Origin of the sequence: Noviherbaspirillum autotrophicum (genome assembly GCF_000818395.1) — a bacterium.
Lineage (GTDB): Bacteria > Pseudomonadota > Gammaproteobacteria > Burkholderiales > Burkholderiaceae_D > Noviherbaspirillum > Noviherbaspirillum autotrophicum.
In genome coordinates this window covers 3,399,426-3,417,165 of the sequence record NZ_JWJG01000028.1, presented here as the reverse complement: position 1 = coordinate 3,417,165, position 17,740 = coordinate 3,399,426, and the positions used below count along the sequence as shown (strand labels likewise).

Annotated in this window: 13 protein-coding genes; 4 read left to right on the top strand and 9 right to left on the bottom strand. The window is 62.1% G+C overall.

Annotation, left to right across the window (positions count from 1 at the left end):
- Positions 1–43 precede the first annotated feature (43 nt).
- Genes TSA66_RS17095 through TSA66_RS17080 form a run of 4 tightly spaced genes read right to left on the bottom strand, consistent with a single transcriptional unit; the run spans position 44 to position 2,091 of the window.
- Entirely contained in the window at positions 44–460 is a 417-nt protein-coding gene (locus TSA66_RS17095; protein WP_040040806.1) for an ExbD/TolR family protein, read from the bottom strand.
- Positions 460–1,188: a MotA/TolQ/ExbB proton channel family protein gene (locus TSA66_RS17090; protein ID WP_040040805.1), complete on the bottom strand. Its 729-nt coding sequence runs from the start codon at positions 1,186–1,188 to the stop codon at positions 460–462. Before TSA66_RS17090 ends, TSA66_RS17095 begins: the two co-directional genes overlap by 1 nt.
- A gap of 9 nt (positions 1,189–1,197) precedes the next feature.
- Positions 1,198–1,881 carry an energy transducer TonB gene (locus tag TSA66_RS17085; RefSeq protein WP_040040804.1) on the bottom strand — a complete coding sequence of 228 codons (684 nt, stop codon included), beginning with the start codon at positions 1,879–1,881 and terminating at the stop codon, positions 1,198–1,200.
- Between the two features lie 9 nt (positions 1,882–1,890).
- Positions 1,891–2,091, bottom strand: a complete 201-nt coding sequence (locus TSA66_RS17080) for a (2Fe-2S)-binding protein (protein ID WP_040040803.1) — start codon at positions 2,089–2,091, stop codon at positions 1,891–1,893.
- A 297-nt stretch (positions 2,092–2,388) separates the two neighbouring features.
- Between TSA66_RS17080 and TSA66_RS17075 the strand changes: the two genes are divergently transcribed.
- The gene (locus TSA66_RS17075; RefSeq protein WP_198358834.1) at positions 2,389–4,539 is read left to right on the top strand and encodes a TonB-dependent receptor; all 2,151 of its coding nucleotides are present in this window, start codon (positions 2,389–2,391) and stop codon (positions 4,537–4,539) included.
- Here TSA66_RS17075 and TSA66_RS17070 read toward each other — a convergent pair.
- The 3 genes from TSA66_RS17070 to TSA66_RS17060 form a co-directional block, all read right to left on the bottom strand.
- Positions 4,536–5,189, bottom strand: coding sequence for a HugZ family pyridoxamine 5'-phosphate oxidase (locus TSA66_RS17070; RefSeq protein WP_040040802.1), 654 nt, complete (start codon positions 5,187–5,189; stop codon positions 4,536–4,538). The genes TSA66_RS17075 and TSA66_RS17070 overlap by 4 nt on opposite strands.
- A gap of 50 nt (positions 5,190–5,239) precedes the next feature.
- Complete coding sequence (locus TSA66_RS17065) at positions 5,240–7,618, bottom strand: penicillin-binding protein 1A (protein ID WP_052452394.1); 2,379 nt, start codon at positions 7,616–7,618, stop codon at positions 5,240–5,242.
- 148 nt (positions 7,619–7,766) lie between these two features.
- Entirely contained in the window at positions 7,767–10,928 is a 3,162-nt protein-coding gene (locus TSA66_RS17060) for an error-prone DNA polymerase (RefSeq protein WP_040042701.1), read from the bottom strand.
- Between the two features lie 497 nt (positions 10,929–11,425).
- Here TSA66_RS17060 and TSA66_RS17055 point away from each other — a divergent pair, with 497 nt between their 5' ends.
- From TSA66_RS17055 to TSA66_RS17045, 3 genes are all read left to right on the top strand, one after another.
- Entirely contained in the window at positions 11,426–12,775 is a 1,350-nt protein-coding gene (locus TSA66_RS17055) for an esterase/lipase family protein (protein WP_040040801.1), read from the top strand.
- A gap of 145 nt (positions 12,776–12,920) precedes the next feature.
- Positions 12,921–15,488 carry a sensor domain-containing protein gene (locus TSA66_RS17050; RefSeq protein ID WP_052452393.1) on the top strand — a complete coding sequence of 856 codons (2,568 nt, stop codon included), beginning with the start codon at positions 12,921–12,923 and terminating at the stop codon, positions 15,486–15,488.
- A gap of 181 nt (positions 15,489–15,669) precedes the next feature.
- Positions 15,670–16,437, top strand: coding sequence for an EAL domain-containing protein (locus tag TSA66_RS17045; RefSeq protein ID WP_040040800.1), 768 nt, complete (start codon positions 15,670–15,672; stop codon positions 16,435–16,437).
- 61 nt (positions 16,438–16,498) lie between these two features.
- Here the strand turns inward: TSA66_RS17045 and TSA66_RS17040 are convergent, their stop codons facing one another.
- Entirely contained in the window at positions 16,499–17,146 is a 648-nt protein-coding gene (locus TSA66_RS17040) for a DsbA family oxidoreductase (protein ID WP_040040799.1), read from the bottom strand.
- On the bottom strand, positions 17,143–17,349 hold the full coding sequence (locus TSA66_RS17035; RefSeq protein WP_198358832.1) for a hypothetical protein: 207 nt from the start codon (positions 17,347–17,349) through the stop codon (positions 17,143–17,145). Before TSA66_RS17035 ends, TSA66_RS17040 begins: the two co-directional genes overlap by 4 nt.
- Positions 17,350–17,740: the final 391 nt, after the last annotated feature.

The window sequence follows — 17,740 nt, the reverse complement described above, 5'->3', positions numbered from 1 at the left end:
GGGGCATCGGATCGAGGCGTTGCTGGCCGATCAATGAAAAAGACTATTTACCCTGCGGTTCGGTAACGAAGCCGATCTTGGACAATCCGCCGGACTGCGCGGCTGCCATCACCTGCGCCACCTTTTCGTACTGCGTGGTGCGCTCGGCGCGCAGGTGCAGCTCAGGCTGCGGCGTCTTTTGCGCCGCGACGGCGATGCGCGCGTTCAGCTCTGCGGGATCGACGACATCGGCATTCCAGTACACCTTGCCTTCGGCGTCGATCGACAGATTGATGTTTTCCGGCTTGCTGTCGTTCGGCTGGTTAGTCGCGCGCGGCAGGTCGATCTTGACGCTGTGGTTCATAACCGGGATGGTGATGATGAAAATGATCAGCAGCACCAGCATCACGTCGACCAGCGGCGTGGTGTTGATTTCCGGGTTGAAATCGTCGTCCGAGTTGGACAGGGAGCCCATTGCCATCACACACCTCCCACGACGGCCAGCCTGGCGCCGTTGGCACCGTCGTTGGCGGGCAGCTCGGTACGGGCGCCGGTGACGAACAGGGCGTGCAGGTCGAAACCGAACTTGTTGAGCTTGGCGATGATCGCCTTGTTGCCTCGCACCAGCGCGTTGTAGCCGAAGGTGGCGGGGATGGCGACGGCCAGGCCCAGCGCCGTCATGATGAGCGCTTCGCCGACCGGACCGGCCACTTTGTCGATGCTGGCCTGGCCCGAGGTGCCGATCGACACCAGCGCGTGATAGATGCCCCATACGGTGCCGAATAGTCCCACGAACGGGGCGCTGGAGCCGACCGAGGCCAGCACCGCCATGCCGGTCTGCAGCTTGCCGGAGGCTTCATCGAGTGCCTGGCGCAGCGACAGCGTGACCCAGTCGGAGACCGACAGCTGGTCGTGCAGGTGCCCCTTGTGCGCATTGTGGTGGCGCATCGCGCCGACGCCGGCATGCGCGATGTCGGCGAACGGGTTGGCTCTGCCGAGGGTCGCCAGGCCTTCGTCGACGCTGGTGGTGTCCCAGAACTGATGGCCCGCGGCCTTGCCTGCCCGGCCGAAGCGTAGCAGTTGCAGCGCCTTGGTGACGATTACGTACCAGGAGGCGATCGACATCGACACCAGCAGTATCGCGACGCCTTTGGTGACAAAGTCGCCTTGCATCCACAGCGTTTCCAGTCCGTACGGGCTTCCTTGCATGATTGTTCCTTAATCCAGTTGAAAGTTGATGGGGATGATGGCGTAGGCGGGCACCGCCTTGCCGTCTTCGATAAAGGGTTTGAAGAGGGCGCGCAGCGCCGCCTTGCGGGCAGCCTCGTCGAGACGCGCGATGCCGGACGATTTATGCAGCTCGACGCGCTCGGGCCTGCCTTTCTCGTTTACCAGGACGCGCAGCACGGCCTTGCCTTCCTCGCCCATGCGCTTTGAGATCGCCGGGTACTCGGGTTGCGGCGGCTGGAGGTATTCGATGCCGGACGTAACGGTTTTCGGTGCCGCAGGCGCATCTGGGGCCGGCGCTGCGGCCAGTTCCGGGGCAGACGCAACAATTGCTGCCGCATCGGGGGCGGGCGGGCTGGGATCGACGCTGATCGCCTTGGGCGACGGCGCGGAATTGGCGGCTGGCGCGGGTTTTGGCGGTGCCATCGCCTTTTTCACCACTGGAACGGTTTTCGGTGGCGCCGGCTGCGGCTCTTCGCGCGCCGGTTCGGGCGTGATGAATGTCGCGATAACTTCGCGCGGAAACGCTTCGCCGGCCTTGCGCAGCAAGCCGCTCTGGAGCGCATAAAAGAAGCCGATATGCAGCAGCACGATCAGGCCGAGCGGTCCGATGCGGCGAACCTGCCCGGCAAACGTGGCAAGCGTGGCAACGGGGGAGGGGGCGGTCCGGTTCATCGTGTCCGCCTACGCCGCGAGAGCAACCGGAGCGCGCTCGGACTGGGCTTGCAGGCACTCGTGCAGGATGTCCTTGGTGCATGAATTGCACTTGCCGCAGCAGTTGCCGACGCCAAGCGACGCGCGCAGTGCCAGCATGGATCTGGCGCCAGCATTTACAGCGTGCTGGATTTTGCGTTCCGAGACGTTGTTGCAGACACAAACGATCATGGTTCTACCTTTTCTTGCCGGTGGGATATCGATTCGGTCCGGGTTTTCCGGTACGGCTTAGATATGTCGGAAAATCAACGAACTGATTGTAAATGATAATGATTCGCATTATTATATATGTACTGCAGCCGGCGTCAAAAGCCTTTTCACTGTTTTCTTAAGTGTTGAAAAGTAAAACAGCGCAGGAATACGCCCGGGAAAGGCTGCGTTCAGAGCGCACCCCACGTTTTCTTAACCCCCGCCAGCCCGCGGCATCGCCGTCAGCCAGCCAGTCGACATTAATCAGGAGAAGTAACCATGACTCAGATGGCTCACCGGCGCACATTGCGCACCACCACAGTTGCGCCGCGCCTGCGCCCCTTGACCGCCTTGACGCTCGCGGCGCTGGCGCAATTCGTCCAGCCCGTGCTGGCTTATGGCGCGGAGGAATCCACCTTGTCGGGCATTACCGTGCGTGCCCAGATGGAACGCGCCGACGGTCCGGTACAGGGTTATCGCGCCGAGCGTTCGGCCACCTTCACCAAGACTGATACGCCGCTCAAGGAAGTGCCGGCGTCGCTGACGGTGGTGCCGGCCGAATTGATGCGCGACCAGGCGATGAAGAGCATTGCCGACGTGGTGCGTTATGTGCCCGGCGTGACAGCGCATTCCGGGGAAGGCAATCGCGATCAGCTGGTTTTGCGCGGAAATTCGACCACGGCCGACTTCTATATCGACGGCATTCGCGATGACGGGCAGGTCTTCCGCGACCTGTATAACCTGGAGCGGGTCGAAGTCCTGAAAGGGCCGGCCGGCATGATCTTCGGCCGCGGCGGCGCCGGCGGGGTGGTTAACCGCGTCGCCAAGCGTCCGGTATTCGGCCATGTCGGGGCTGCCGAGCTGCAGGTCGGCAGCGACAACCAGGTGCGCGGCTCGGTCGACGTCGGCAACAAGATCAACGATGCCGCAGCGTGGCGCCTGAATGCGATGGGCGAGCGCGGCGACAGCTTCCGTGACGGCGTCGAGATGAAGCGTTATGCAATCAATCCGACGCTGACGCTGGTGCCGGGCCAGGACACCGTGCTGACGCTGGGATATGAACACCTGCGCGACGACCGCACCGCCGACCGCGGCTTCCCGTCGTTCAACGGCGTGCCGTTCGATGCGCCGCTTAACACTTTCTTCGGCAATGAAGAGCAGAACCGGGCGAGGTCGACGGTCGACGGTTTCTCGGCGCTGCTGGAGCACGATTTCGGCGGTGGCCTGGAAATCAGGAACAATTTTCGGGTGACGCGCTACGACAAGTTTTACCAGAATGTCCTGGCTGCCGGGCCGGTCAACGCTGCCGGCAAGGTGGAACTGTCTGCCTACAACAATGCCAACAAGCGCACCAATGTGTTCAACCAGACCGATGTGACAAAGAAATTCCTCGGTGCCGGCCTGGAGCATACGCTGCTGGCGGGCGTGGAACTCGGCCATCAGGACAGCACCAGCGTGCGCAACACTGGCTACTTCGGCAACGCCACGCGAATTACCGTGTCCGCGAGTAATCCGACTGCCGCCGTGAGCAGTTTCCGCCAGAGCGCCAGCGATGCCAACAACCGCGTCAAGGCCGATATCGCCGCTGCTTATCTGCAGGACCAGGTGGCATTATCGAAGCAATGGAAGGTGCTGGCTGGCGTGCGCTACGACCACTTCAAGGTGGACTTCGATGACCAGCGCGCCACGCCGACCGATCTCTCGCGCACCGACAATGCCTTCAGCCCGCGCCTGGGCCTGATCTGGACGCCGACCGAGCGTTCCACCTACTACGCCAGCTACAGCTACGCGGTACTCCCGTCGGGCGAGCAGCTGAGTCTGGCGCCCAACACGGCGGACCTCGCGCCGGAAAAGGCGAAGAACTACGAGCTCGGCGCGCGCTGGGATGTGCTGCCCAAGCTGACGCTTTCGGCCGCCGCATTCCGCCTCGACCGCGACGATGTGCGCGCAGCTGACCCGGCCAACCCCGGTTTCTTCGTCAAGACCGGCCAGCAGCGTACCGATGGCGTGGAACTGGGCTTGCAGGGCGACGTGATGCGCAACTGGCAAGTGTTCGCCGGCTACGCGCACCTCAATGGCCGCATCACCAAGGCCACGTCTTCCGGCGCGGAAGGCAAGAAGATCGGCTTGGTTCCTGACGATGCGCTGTCGATCTGGAACAAGTTCAACCTGGGCAATGGCTGGGGCGCGGGCCTGGGCGTGGTTTATCAGTCGGATAGCTATGCTTCGTTTACCAACGATGTGAAACTGCCGGCGTTCACCCGAACGGACGGGGCGCTCTACTACACCTTCGCCGATGGCAAGACGCGCCTGGCGCTCAATGTCGAGAACCTGTTCAACCGGACGTATTTCCCGACTTCCAATGGCGACAACAACATCAGCCCCGGTGCGCCGCGCAATGCGCGCCTGACGCTGGCAACCGCGTTCTAAACGGTGTGGAGCCGCATGGATTCCATGCGGCTGGCGATTTCCTCCGTGCTGCGGCAGGTGTCGGGAAACGGCAGCCGCAGCCGCCTGCCATCGCGCTCGAGGTCGGCGCCGTAGCAGTCGATACCGAGCAGCCTGGCACCAGCCGGCAAGGCATGCTCGAAGCGCGCCAGCAACGCCGCTTCGTCAGCCCACGGAAATGCCGCTGCTTGCGGCCATTCCGCGTCCTCGATCCATCCCATCTGCGCAAAGCCGCCGATATAGCGGGTGCGCTTCGGCTGCAGACGGAAAAACGCGAAATCGCCGAGTTCGAGATACTGCTGCGCATCAGGCTGGTAGCGTACATAGCGCGCCGCCAACTCCGGTGTCGGATCGACGCGAATTACGTCTCCCATGATGGTCATGCGCGGTCCGGTCAGCACATTTTGCGCGTCGGTCCCGGTGACGAGCAGGCTGGCGCGCGGATCGGCAATCAGGTTTTTGGTGTGTTCGGCAAGGCCGCTCAGCAGGAATACCGGACGATGGCCTTGGTCCGGAACGAATGGCAGCGCCGAGGCGAACGGATAGTCCGGCAGCTGCGTCGAATGCGTGGCCAGTGCACCGGACGATGCGCCGTGCAGCAGATGAAGGGCGGTGGTCAGGCTGGGTTTCATGGCAAGGACCGGGAGGATGGGCAATCCTTGCAGTTTAATCGACCCGGCTTTCAGCCGCCGCGATACAGGTCATCGATCGGATCCTTGCGGCGCATATTGTTGTTAGGGTTGCCCTGGTTGCCCGGCTCGACCGGGCGGTCGCCGAACAGGCGGTCCCAGAAGCTCTTGACCGCATCGCCTACCGCGCGCACCGGGTCATGGCGGCTGACATACTCGTTGTACATCCAGTCACCGTCGACCTGTGCAATTCCTGCCGGCAGCGCTCGCTGGAAGGGCGCCGCGCCGCGCAGGGCGCTGCGCATGTAGTCGGTCCAGATCGGCAGCGCCACCGTGCCGCCGAATTCGCGGTTGCCCAGCGAACGCGGCTTGTCGTAACCCATCCAGGCGACCGCAACGATATCGCCACCATAGCCGGCGAACCAGCCATCCATGGCGTCGTTGGTGGTGCCGGTCTTGCCTGCCAGATCATGCCGTGCCAGGCGCTGGCTAGCCAGGTAGCCGGTGCCGGAATTGACCACGTCGCGCAACATGCTGTCCATGATGAAGGCATTGCGGGGATCGAGCACGCGCGCCGCTTCGTCGCCGGCAATGGCCGGTGTGCTTTGCACCAGCACGTTGCCGCGGTTGTCGAGCACTTTCTCGATCAGGTAGGGCGCGACCTGGTAGCCGCCGTTGGCGAATACGGCATAGGCGGAGGCCATCTGCAGCGGTGTCACCGTGCCGGTGCCGAGCGTCATGGTGAGATTGTCCGGGTGCCGGTTCGCGTCGAAGCCGAAGCGCGTGAGGTATTCGCGCGCATAGGGCGGGGTGATCGACTGCAGCAGGCGGATCGAAACCATGTTCTTCGATTTCTTCAGTGCAGTGCGCATGGTGATCGGGCCGTCGTAGCGACCGTCGTCGTTTTGCGGCGTCCATGCCTGGCTGCCGGCCGACACATTGATGGTCAGCGGCGCATCATCGATCAGCGTCGATGGGGAGTAGCCTTTTTCCAGCGCGGCCGAATAGATGAAGGGCTTGATGCCGGAGCCGGGCTGGCGCCAGGCTTGCGTGACGTGATCGAACTGGTTGAGCGCGAAATCGAAGCCGCCGACCATGGCGCGGTAGGAGCCGTCCTTCGCATTGAGCGCGACGAAAGCGGCCGCGACTTCCGGCAGCTGGGTGACGGCCCAGTGCTTTTTCGCGTCGCGCACCACGCGGATGACCGCGCCGGGCTTGATCCGGTTGCGCGCCTTGGTCGACAGCGCGGGCGCTGCAAAGCGCAGGCCGTCGGCGCCGATATTGATCACATCGCCCGACAGCAGCATGGCGCTCACCGCTTTCGTCGATGCGGTCAGCACCACCGCCGAGCGCAGTTCGTCGCTGTCGGGATGCTTGAGCAGTGCGTCGGCGATGGCCTGTTCGCGCTCGTCCTCGTCCTCGGGCAGCGCGACAAAGGCTTCCGGGCCGCGGTAGCCGTGGCGCCGTTCGTATTCCAGCACGCCGCGCCGCACGGCGCTGTAGGCGGCGTCCTGGTCGGCGCTGTTGAGCGTGGTATAGACGGTATAGCCATGGGTGTAGATGTCGTCGCCGTATTGCGAGGACATGTATTGCCGCACGATTTCCGCCGCGTGCTCCGCATGCGTCTCGAAGCGGTAACCCTTGTCGCGTAGGGCGAGCTTTTCCTGCACTGCCTGCGCATGCTGCTTCGGCGTGATGTAGCCGAGGTCGCGCATGCGCTTCAGGATGTATTGCTGACGCTGCGCGGCACGCGTCGGGTTGACCACCGGATTGGCGCTCGACGGCGCCTTCGGCAGGCCGGCCAGCATCGCGGCTTCGGCGATGGTCAGCTCCTGCACGGTCTTGCCGAAATAGATGCGCGCGGCGCTGCCGAAGCCATACGCTTTTTCCCCCAGATAGATCTGGTTCATGTACAGCTCGAGGATCTGGTCTTTCGACAGCGTCTGTTCGATTTTGCGCGCGAGCATGATCTCCTGGATCTTGCGCGCATAGGTTTTCTGGCGGCTGAGATAAAACGTGCGCGCCACCTGCATCGTGATGGTAGAGGCGCCTTGCGAGCGGCTGCGCCACAGGTTGGCCAGGGTGGCGCGCAGAATGCCGGTGTAGTCCACGCCGCTGTGCTCGTAGAAATGCTCGTCCTCGATGGCGATCAGCGCATTCTTCATTACTGCGGGCATTTCGGCGATCGGCACGAAATCACGGCGCTCCTCGCCGAATTCACCGATCAGCACCAGGTCGGCGGTATAGACGCGTAGCGGAATCTTGGGCCGGTAATCGGTGAGCGCATCGAGCGGCGGCAGGCTAGGCGCGACGATCAGCAGCGCATAGGCAGCCAGTAGCACGCCGCCCACTGCGGCCGAGGCGAACAGCGCCAGCACGGCCTCGATGATGCGGCGCTTCAGCGGCCGCTGCCGCCAATTCCTTATGTGCAATAAAAGCAGTGAAGCCCGTCGCACTGCGATCCCCCATGTCTCATGTTGAACCGGACTCTAAGCCCCGCTGCGGAAAAAGCCGAAGCCATGTTTCAAATCGAAACAACTCGTTACCTCGCCATCACGGTTGCGGCATGCTTGTTTGCTTTTACGCAAAATCCCGGCTGCGCGTGGCCAGGTCTCCCAGCAGCGCCGACATGTCGACCAGCCGTTTCGCCACCAGGTGACGAACATTGCTCTCGCATTGCCATATCCCGTATACGCCCAGCAGGTGGGAGGCGAGCAGCTCCGTGCGATAACGTTCGACCAGGGCCGGCCACACGATCACGTTGACGAAACCGGTCTCGTCTTCGATCGTGACGAACACGGTGCCGCTGGCCGTCTGCGGCCGCTGGCGCACGGTGACGATGCCGCAGGCGCGCGCCAGCTGGCGGTCGGCGAAGGTGTTCAAGACCTCGGCCGGCAGGAAACGCCGTTTCGCCAGCAGCGGCCGCAGCAGCGCCAGCGGGTGGCGTCCCAGCGTCAGGCCGAGCGAGCGATAGTCGGCGACGATGCTTTCGCCTTCGCTTGGCGGGGGCAATTGCAGCGCATCCTCCCGCACCGGCGCCTGTTTCAGCAATCCCTTGTCGGCTGCGCTCACCACTGCCTGCCACAACGCCTGGCGCCGGTTGCCGGCCAGCGCCTGCAGCGCATTCGCGTCGGCCAGCATCTGCAAGTCGTGGCGTGTCAGCTGCGCACGCAGCGCCAAATCCGCCAGGTCGGAAAAAGGACGCTGCACGCGCGCCTGCTCGATACGCAAGCCGGCATCAATCGACAGCCCGCGCACCATGTTCAGGCCCAGCCGCACCGCCGGCTGCGCGCCGGCCGCCGGCTCCAGCGTCGCATCCCAATCGCTGAGCATGACATCGGCCGGGCGCACGTCAACCTGGTGGCGCCGCGCATCCTGTACCAGTTGCGACGGTGAATAAAAGCCCATCGGCTGGCTGTTGAGCAAGGCCGCGAGAAACACCGCCGGTTCGTGGCGCTTGATCCATGAACTCGCATATGCGAGCAGGGCAAAGCTGGCCGCGTGGCTCTCCGGGAAGCCGTATTCGGCGAAGCCCTCGATCTGGCGCACGATGGTGTCGATAAACGGTGGTTCGTAACCCTTGGCCGCCATGCCTTGCCTGAGCTTTTCCTGAAACCGCGCAAGGTCTCCCTTGCGCCGCCAAGCCGCCATCGAGCGGCGCAGCTGGTCCGCTTCGCTGCCGCTGAAATCCGCGGCCAGCATCGCGATCTGCATCACCTGTTCCTGGAAGATCGGAATGCCGCAGGTGCGCTCCAGCGCCGGCCTGATTTCATCCTTCGGATAGGTGACCGGCTCCAGTCCCTGGCGGCGCTTCAGATACGGATGCACCATGCCGCCCTGGATCGGACCGGGGCGCACGATCGCGACCTGGATCACCAGGTCGTAGAACTTGTTGGGACGCAGGCGCGGCAGCATGGTCATCTGCGCGCGGCTTTCGATCTGGAACACGCCGATGGTGTCGGCTTTGCTGATCATGTCATAGGTGGCCGGGTCTTCGCGCGGGATATCCTGCATCGCAAAGGGCTGGCCGCGCCGCGCGCCGATCATGTCGAGCGCGCGACGGATCATGGACAGCATGCCGAGCGCGAGGATATCGACTTTCAGCAGGCCGAGCGCGTCCAGGTCGTCCTTGTCCCATTGCACCACGCTGCGATTTTCCATTGCGGCATTCTCGATCGGCACCAGGCGCGACAGCTTGCCGCGCGCAATCACGAAACCGCCCGGATGCTGCGACAGGTGGCGCGGAAAGCGCATCAGTTTTTCCGCGATATCGGCCCACTGCCGCGCCAGCGGCGTATCCGGGTCCATGCCGCATTCGGTAAAGCGCGCCGCCAGGCCGGTCTTGCCGTCCCACCAGCGGTGCGACTGGGCGATCCGGTCAACGATGCCCAAGTCCACGCCGAGCGCCTTGCCGACATCGCGCAACACGCTGCGTGGCTTGTAGCTGATGACGACCGCGGTCAGCGCGGCGCGCAGCCTGCCGTATTTTTCATAGATGTACTGGATGACTTCTTCGCGCCGCTGGTGTTCGAAATCGACGTCGATGTCGGGCGGCTCGTCGCGCTCGCGCGAGATGAAGCGCTCGAACAAGGTATGGCTGCGCGACGGATCGACCTCGGTAATGCCCAGGCAGTAGCAGACCGCGGAATTGGCTGCGGAGCCGCGGCCCTGGCAGAGGATGCGTTTGCTGCGTGCAAAGCGCACGATGTCGTACACCGTCAGGAAATACGGCTCGTATTGCTTCTCTTGGATCAGTGCCAGCTCATTTTCCAGCTGCCGGCATACATGGGGCGGAATGCCGGCGGGGTAGCGAATGTTCGCGCCGGCATAGGTTTCCTTGCACAGATGGCTGGCTGGCGTCTCGCCCGGCGGCACCAGCTCGTCCGGGTATTCATAGCGCAATTCGTCCAGCGAAAACGTGCACAGCTTCGCGATGCGCACTGTTTCGGCCAGCGCGGCCGGCGGATAGATGTTGCCCAGCCGCAGCCGCGAACGCAGATGTTGTTCCGCATTCGGCGCAAGCGCGTAACCGCATTCGGCAATCGGCATGCGCAGGCGGATCGCGGCGAGCGTGTCCTGCAGCGGTTTGCGCGAGCGTACATGCATGCAGACATCGCCGGTGGCGACGAGCGGCAAGCCGTGTTCCTGGGCTGCTTGTTCGAGCGTTGCGCGATGCTGTTCGTCTCCGGCCCGGTGCAGCAGCGTGAGTGCCAGCCATGCGCGTTGCGGGAAGGTTTGCTGCAGCCACTGCGCCTGCGTTGCGAGCCTGTCGACGTCAATGCCGTGCTCCGGCGCCAGGATGGCCAGGCAGTCGGGCATTCCGCGCAGATGCGCATACTCTGCCTGTGGCGCGGCGATGTCCGCCGGCGTGAGGCGGTAAAACCCTTTGCGCACGTCTTCGCGCGTGCGCGCCAGCGTGATCAGCTCGGCCAGGTTGCCGTAGCCGTTGCGGTTCTGGGCGAGAACGATAAGCGAGAAGGCCGGGTTGCCGTCCTCGTCCACCAGCCGGAACTGGCTGCCGATGATCAGCTGCAGTGCCATCTGCCTGGCTGCGACATGCGCCCGCACCACGCCTGCCAGCGAGCACTCATCCGTAATGGCCAGTGCCGTGTAGCCGAGGGCAGCCGCGCGGATGACCATCTCTTCCGCATGCGAGGCGCCGCGCAGGAAGGTGAAATTCGTTACGCACTGCAGCTCGGCGTAGTCCGGTAGGGCTTGCGGCGGTGGGGATGCGGTGGGCATGGTGTTATGAAATACTGTATATAAAAACAGTATAACGACAGGCATGCCTCTTTGCCACGGCGTCGTTAATTAAAGGAAATAAGTTGTTTTTTAATTAATTCCGATAACACAATTTTTTATGTCATTGTTGCTATGCAAGTAATATTGGCTTGCGATGTCAATGCGTTGGCTTGGTGAATCGGCAGGAGATGTCGAGGATGCACTCTAGATATGGTGAAATCATTCAGACTTGTTCGTGTGCAGTGGAAAGCGTTCGTTCAAGTGCGTAGCTGTTAAAAAAATAATAAAACCATCGCCGATTCACTCAGGAGACAACACCATGAGACTTGCACGAGTCCTCGCGCCATCCTTGCAGCCCCCTTGCACATCGCCATCTTTCTTCCGCACTCGACAACCGGGATAGCGAAAGCATCTTGTTTGCAAGTGGGCGTTGATAAAGGCTCGGTCAACAGAGCCGGCTGCACAAAGCAGCATTTATCCCAATCAAGGAGAGCAAGATGGCGTTTGCATTCAAGCGTGCAGTCGGGTTACTTGCGCAAGTAACGGTTGCCATATCCGCATTCATGGCGGGGCATGCGGCGTTCGCGGCCAACAATGATCCTGTCGTGCTGGTGCACGGCTTCCTCGGCTTCGGTCCTGATGACCTGCAGGGCACCGGCTTCAAGTACTGGGGCGGCTTCAATGATGTCGAAGCCCACATGAAGACGTACAACGGCAGCCACCAGGTGTATACCGCTGCCGTCGGCCCGGTCAGCTCGAACTGGGACCGCGCCGTCGAGCTGTACTACCAGATCAAGGGCGGCTGCGCCGACTACGGTGCCAAGCGCACCGCGCAATTCGCCTCCTACGGCAAGATCCAGAAGCCGGCCGGGAAATGCTGGGCCGCCGATCCCAACAACAACCCGAACCACTACCCGGTCGCACTGTATCCGCAGTGGGATGCGGCCCACCCAATCCATCTGGTGTCGCACAGCCAGGGCGGGCAAACCGTGCGCACCCTGATTCAGCTGCTGGAAAACGGTTCGCCCAACGGCGACGAGGGCGGCAGCGAACTCTATACCGGCGGCAAGATCGGCTGGGTCAAAAGCGCCACCACCATCTCCACCCCGCAAAACGGTACCACCTTGCGCGACGTGATCATCGATTATGTGCCTAGAGTATCCGAATGGGCCGGCAAGATCGTCGAAGTGGCCGGACTGGGCGGCAGCAGTAATCCGATCTACAAGTTCCGCCTGGAACAGTATGGCCTGGCGCAAAAGCCGACCGAAACCTTCTGGCAATTCCTCGACCGTATCAAGGGCGCGCCGTTCTGGTCCTTGTCCAACCGCGATTCGGCACAGTGGGAGCTTGGCCCGGATGGCGCCAAGGAGCTGAACAACTGGGTCAAGACTTCGTCCAACGTGTACTACTACTCGATTGGCAGCAAGGCGACCGAGCAGGGGCATTGGTGCTGCAACTCGACCGACCGCCTCATTGCGCCGTTCCAGAGCTCCAGCTACCAGTACGCGCGCGACGACATGATCTTCTTTATGAAGAACACGGCCGGCGAATGGGTAGTGCCGTCGCTCTTCGTGCGCGGCATGGGGTCGTATACGCAGACCGATCCGAGCCGCGTGATTATCGACAGCAACTGGTTCGCCAACGACGGCGTGGTCAACACGATCAGCATGAAGTCGCCGGCCGGACAGCCGATGCGCTACTACGACGGCACCTCGGTGCGCGGCGCCTGGAATTATCTCGGCTACTACAACCAGTACGACCATTTCGACGTGATCGGCTGGCAATTACCGGGCTATGCAGTCTATCCAATCTACGATTACATCTCGACGATCCTGTTCGGCCTGTAATCGATTAACCGCGATGCCGGAGCCGCCTGGCGGCTTCGGCATCGACAATATCGGATTCAGATGTCCTGCAGGCGGCCTATAATCTACTGAGTGTCTGCGGCGGTCCGATCTTGCGGACTGTTGCGGGCACGCATGGAGCAAGTCTGTGATTACCAGATTGCGCGAAAACGAAGCCCTCGTCAGACGTCTTGCCGATTCGAACGTCATCGGAATATTTTGCTGGGATATCCATGGCTATGTTACCGATGCGAATGATGCGTTCTGCCGCATCATCGGCCATTCCCGCGATACCCTCCTGTCGAAGATGATCAGGTGGTGCGATTTCACGCCGCCGGAATATCTCGATGCCGACCGGCAGGCGATGGATGAATTGATGCGCACCGGCAGTGCGATGCCCTACGAAAAGGAGTTCATCCGCGATAGCGGCGAACGCGTGCAAGTCTTGATCGGCGGGACATTTTTCACCGGGTCGCAAGAAAATGGCATCGCCTTCGTAGTGGACTTGAGCGAACGCCGGCGGGTGGAACAGGCATTGCGCGAAAGCGAGGAACGCTATCGCATCGTCACGGCGGCAGCCAGCGATGCCATCGTCACCGTTGACGAAAGCAACATGATCGTCTACGTCAATCCTTCCGTCGAGAAAATTTTCGGTTACCCGGCAGCGCAATTGCTTGGCCAGCCTTTAAGCACGCTGATTCCCGACTGCCTGTGGCATGGGCGCAAGGCCTTGCTGATGCAAAACAGCAGCGACAAGTCCCCTTCCGAAGCCAGCCTGGAAGCCCACGCCCTCCATCGGAATGGGCATGAGCTCCTGCTCGAAATCTCGATCGGCCAGTTCCATCTTTCAAACCGCTATTATTTCACGGCCATCGCGCGCGACATCACCGAGCGCAAGAAAGCAGACTTGCTGCGCCACGGGCAAAACGAAGTGCTGGAAATGATTGCCGCCGGCGCGCCGCTGGACGGCATCCTCGACAAGCTGATCCGCCTGATCGAATCACAAACGTCCGGCATGTACGGCTCGGTCCTGCTGCTCGACGAAGAGGGCGTGCACGTGCGCCAGGGCACTGCCCCCAACCTGCCTTTCGACTACATCAACGCATTCAATGGCGAGCCGATCGGGCCGCAGGCCGGCTCTTGCGGCACTGCGATGTACTTCGGCAAGCCTGTGATCGTCACCGACATCATGCAAGACGAACTGTGGGCCGGCTACCGTACCGCAGCGGCACAGTTCGGCCTGCGCGCCTGCTGGTCGACGCCGATCTTTTCGTCGCGGGGAACGGTGCTCGGCTCGTTCGCGATGTATTACCGCGAGCCGCGCAAGCCGCAGTCGGGCGACCTGTACCTGGCCGGTGTGGCCGCGCATATGGCGGGCATCGCGATCGAACGGCATCAGGCGCAAGAGCACATCAGCTACATTGCGCATCACGACGCGCTGACCGGCTTGCCCAACCGCCTGCTGCTGCGCTCCAGCCTGAGCCAGGCGATTCTCCATGCGCAGCGCCAGCAGGGCCTGGTGGCGCTGCTGTTCATCGACCTCGACAATTTCAAGCGCATCAACGATTCTCTCGGCCACCATATCGGCGACGTGCTGCTGCAGAAGGTGGCAAGGCGGCTGCAGTCCTGCCTGCGGCGCGATGACTTGCTGGCGCGTATCGGCGGCGACGAGTTCGTCATCATCCTGTCGCCGGTAGCGCAGCCGAACGAAGCCGCGCTGGTGGCGGATAAGGTCCTCAAGGCATTCGCGCCGCCGATCGAAGTCGAGGGGCATGAGCTGCATGCGGGCGGCAGCATCGGCATCAGCATCTATCCGGCCGATGGCGAGGATGCGGATACGCTCATGCGCGCCGCCGATACCGCGATGTACCATGCCAAGGAAAGCGGGCGCGGCAACTTCCAGTTCTTTACCCAGGGACTCAACGTGGCGATCCAGCGCCGGCTGACGGTGGAAAACAAATTGCGCCAGGCGTTGGCGCGCGGCGAGTTCGAGCTGCACTACCAGCCGCAGGTGGACATGGCGAGCGGACGCATCCTGTCGGCCGAGGCGCTGCTGCGCTGGCGCGAGCCCGATCACGGGCTGGTGTCGCCGCTCGAATTCGTGTCGATTGCCGAAGAGACCGGACTGATCCTGCCGATCGGCGAGTGGGTGCTGCGCGAAGCGTGCGCGCAGCTGCAGCGCTGGCAAGCGGCCGGCTGGGGCGACCTCGGCATGGCCGTCAACCTGTCGACGCGCCAGATGTCCCAGCTCGGCCTGTCGGGCATGGTCGAGCAAATCCTGCGCGAGTACGGCGTGCGCGCCGACCTGCTCGACCTGGAAATCACCGAAAGCATCCTGATGCAGCCCAGCGGCGAAAACATGGCGACGCTGCAGCGGCTGTCGGACATGGGCGTGCGCCTGTCGATCGACGACTTCGGCACCGGCTATTCGAGCCTGTCCTACCTGAAGCGGTTTCCGGTCGATGTGCTGAAGATCGACCGTTCCTTTGTCTGCGGCATCGGCAAGGAACAGGACGACATGGCCATTGCCGACGCCATCATCGGCATGGCCAAGGGATTGCACCTGCAAGTGATCGCCGAAGGCGTGGAAACCGCAGAACAGGCCGCCTACCTGACGATGCGCAATTGCCACATGGCGCAGGGCTATTTCTACGGCAAGCCGCTCACCTCCGAAGCATTTGCGCAGCGCATGCAGGCCGACTGGCTGCCCCTGTAACCGTGCATGATGCCATGCGCCGGATGCAGCAAGGGGCGGTAGTTCTGCGTTTTCCTGCGCCGCCCTAAAAATGCGATTAAAGGCCAATCGGGCCTTCTTCTTGCGAGATCCACCTTTCCGATCTCCGCTACGATGTGGGCATGCGATACCGCTGCCAATCAATGAATTAAAAATCCACATCATGCCCGTCACCTTCCCCCAACCGTTTCGCAGCGCCGGCTGTGAAGAGTGCCGCAACCCGAAGACGCTGGGCTTCGATTTCACCATGGCGTTCCAGCCCATCCTCGACCTCGACACCATGCGCCCGTTCGCTTACGAGGCGCTGGTGCGCGGCATCAATGGCGAAGGAGCGGGAAATATCCTCGCCAAGGTGAACGACGAAAACCGTTATCGTTTCGACCAGGCGTGCCGCGTCAAGGCAATCGAACTGGCGGCGGGGCTCGGGTTGCAGAAGCTGGACCAGTGCCGCCTCAGCATCAACTTCCTGCCGAATGCGATTTATCGGCCGGAAGCCTGTATCCGGTCGACGCTGGAAGCGTGCGAGCGTTTCGGCTTTCCATCGGACCGGCTGATGTTCGAGGTGACGGAAGGCGAGCGGGTGGACGACTCGGATCATCTGATCGGGATTTTCAATGATTACCGCAAGCGCGGCTTCCTGACGGCGATCGATGACTTCGGCGCAGGCTATGCGGGCCTGAACCTGCTCGCGCAATTCCAACCGCATGTGCTCAAAATCGACATGGAGTTGACGCGCAATATCCATGCAAGCCCAGTGCGGCAAGCCATCGTCGGCGGCATCGCGCTCACTGCGGGGCAGCTGGGCATTACCCTGGTCGCCGAAGGCGTGGAGACGGAAGGGGAACGGGATACGCTGTACGGATTCGGCATCCGGTATCAGCAGGGATATCTGTTCGCGAAACCGATGACAGGCACATTGGCGCTGGCCTGATACAGAGGCACGCTCGCGTACGCATGCCGATTGCCGTGACTCCGGCTAGTGCTTCAGCGTGTCACGCCTGCGCCGCCACCTGCCGCAAGGCCTGTTCGAACACTTCGGCCGGCTGCCCGCCCGAAATCAGGTAGCGGTCGTTGATGATTACCGCCGGCACCGAATGGATGCCCTGCTCCAGGTAAAAGCGCTCTTGCGCGCGCGTCTCCTCGGCATAGGCGCCGGAGGCGAGCACGTCACGGGCGCGCTCCACATCCAGCCCGGCTTCGCCGGCCAGCCGCGCCAGCACCTCGTGCGAGGCGGGATTGTCGCCCTCGGTAAAGTAGGCGCGCAGCAGCGCATGCTTGAGCTCCCGCTGGCGCCCCTCCAGTTCGGCCCAGTGCAGCAGGCGGTGCGCGTCAAAGGTGTTGTAGACGCTGTTGCGCCGCTCCATGCGGAATTCGAAACCGACCGATTCGCCGCGTTCCCGTATCAGGTCGCTGTTGCGCTGCACCTGCTCCGGCGTGATGCCGTATTTTTCGGTCAAGTGCTCGACGATGTCCTGCCCTTCCGCAGGCATCTGGGGATTGAGTTCGAACGGCTGGAAATGCAGTTCGGCGCTGATACCGTCGCCGACTTGCTGCAACGCGTGCTCGAGAGATTTCAAGCCGATGGCACACCACGGGCAGGATACGTCGGAAACAAAATCAATCTTGAGTGGCTTGCTCATGGTTCCTGGTGCGTCCTTTCTTCATTCTTGACGGCTTGCTTCAGGCGCTGCAGCCGCGCGTATTCTTCCGGGTCATCCTTGGCCAGCCGGTGTTCGCGCCACTTGTAGAAGATGGCAATGCCCAGCATCGCGGCCGCGCCGACGGCCAGCTTGCCCTTGTGCTTGCCGAACATGCTCCCGGCCTCGCTGGAGATATCCGGCATATCCGGCGCCGGCGGCTCGTCGGCTGACTGCTGATCAAAAGAAAGATCGTGCAGCCCGTGACTGGCTGGCAATGAGTGTAGCGTAGATGGATTTTCCCTGTGCATGACTGCTCCCGCCTGATGCTGGTTATCCGGATGACACGTTGACAAATATTAGTACTTAAACCAGACCGCTAGTTCATGCCGGTAACCCCTGCAGCGAGGTTTATTTTTAGGAACAAACCCTCTAAATCCATTCCTTAACGCCTTCGTCCCGACGGCGGCGTTGACGCTTGGAATTACTCCCGCCACAATGCCCTTCTTACTGCTCATTTCGTTGCCTAAAGGGAGGTCTTCTTGATATGAAAATATCAATGTTGAAATCGATTCTGCGCCGCCCGCAAGAAGATTC

Excerpts from the sequence above, each read along its gene's own strand:
- TSA66_RS17055 (WP_040040801.1), top strand. The coding sequence starts at position 11,426 with ATGGCGTTTGCATTCAAGCGTGCAGTCGGGTTACTTGCGCAAGTAACG.
- TSA66_RS17095 (WP_040040806.1), bottom strand. The coding sequence starts at position 460 with ATGGCAATGGGCTCCCTGTCCAACTCGGACGACGATTTCAACCCGGAA.
- TSA66_RS17040 (WP_040040799.1), bottom strand. The coding sequence starts at position 17,146 with ATGAGCAAGCCACTCAAGATTGATTTTGTTTCCGACGTATCCTGCCCG.
- TSA66_RS17070 (WP_040040802.1), bottom strand. The coding sequence starts at position 5,189 with ATGAAACCCAGCCTGACCACCGCCCTTCATCTGCTGCACGGCGCATCG.
- TSA66_RS17075 (WP_198358834.1), top strand. The coding sequence starts at position 2,389 with ATGACTCAGATGGCTCACCGGCGCACATTGCGCACCACCACAGTTGCG.
- TSA66_RS17045 (WP_040040800.1), top strand. The coding sequence starts at position 15,670 with ATGCCCGTCACCTTCCCCCAACCGTTTCGCAGCGCCGGCTGTGAAGAG.
- TSA66_RS17090 (WP_040040805.1), bottom strand. The coding sequence starts at position 1,188 with ATGCAAGGAAGCCCGTACGGACTGGAAACGCTGTGGATGCAAGGCGAC.
- TSA66_RS17085 (WP_040040804.1), bottom strand. The coding sequence starts at position 1,881 with ATGAACCGGACCGCCCCCTCCCCCGTTGCCACGCTTGCCACGTTTGCC.
- TSA66_RS17060 (WP_040042701.1), bottom strand. The coding sequence starts at position 10,928 with ATGCCCACCGCATCCCCACCGCCGCAAGCCCTACCGGACTACGCCGAG.
- TSA66_RS17035 (WP_198358832.1), bottom strand. The coding sequence starts at position 17,349 with ATGCCGGATATCTCCAGCGAGGCCGGGAGCATGTTCGGCAAGCACAAG.
- TSA66_RS17080 (WP_040040803.1), bottom strand. The coding sequence starts at position 2,091 with ATGATCGTTTGTGTCTGCAACAACGTCTCGGAACGCAAAATCCAGCAC.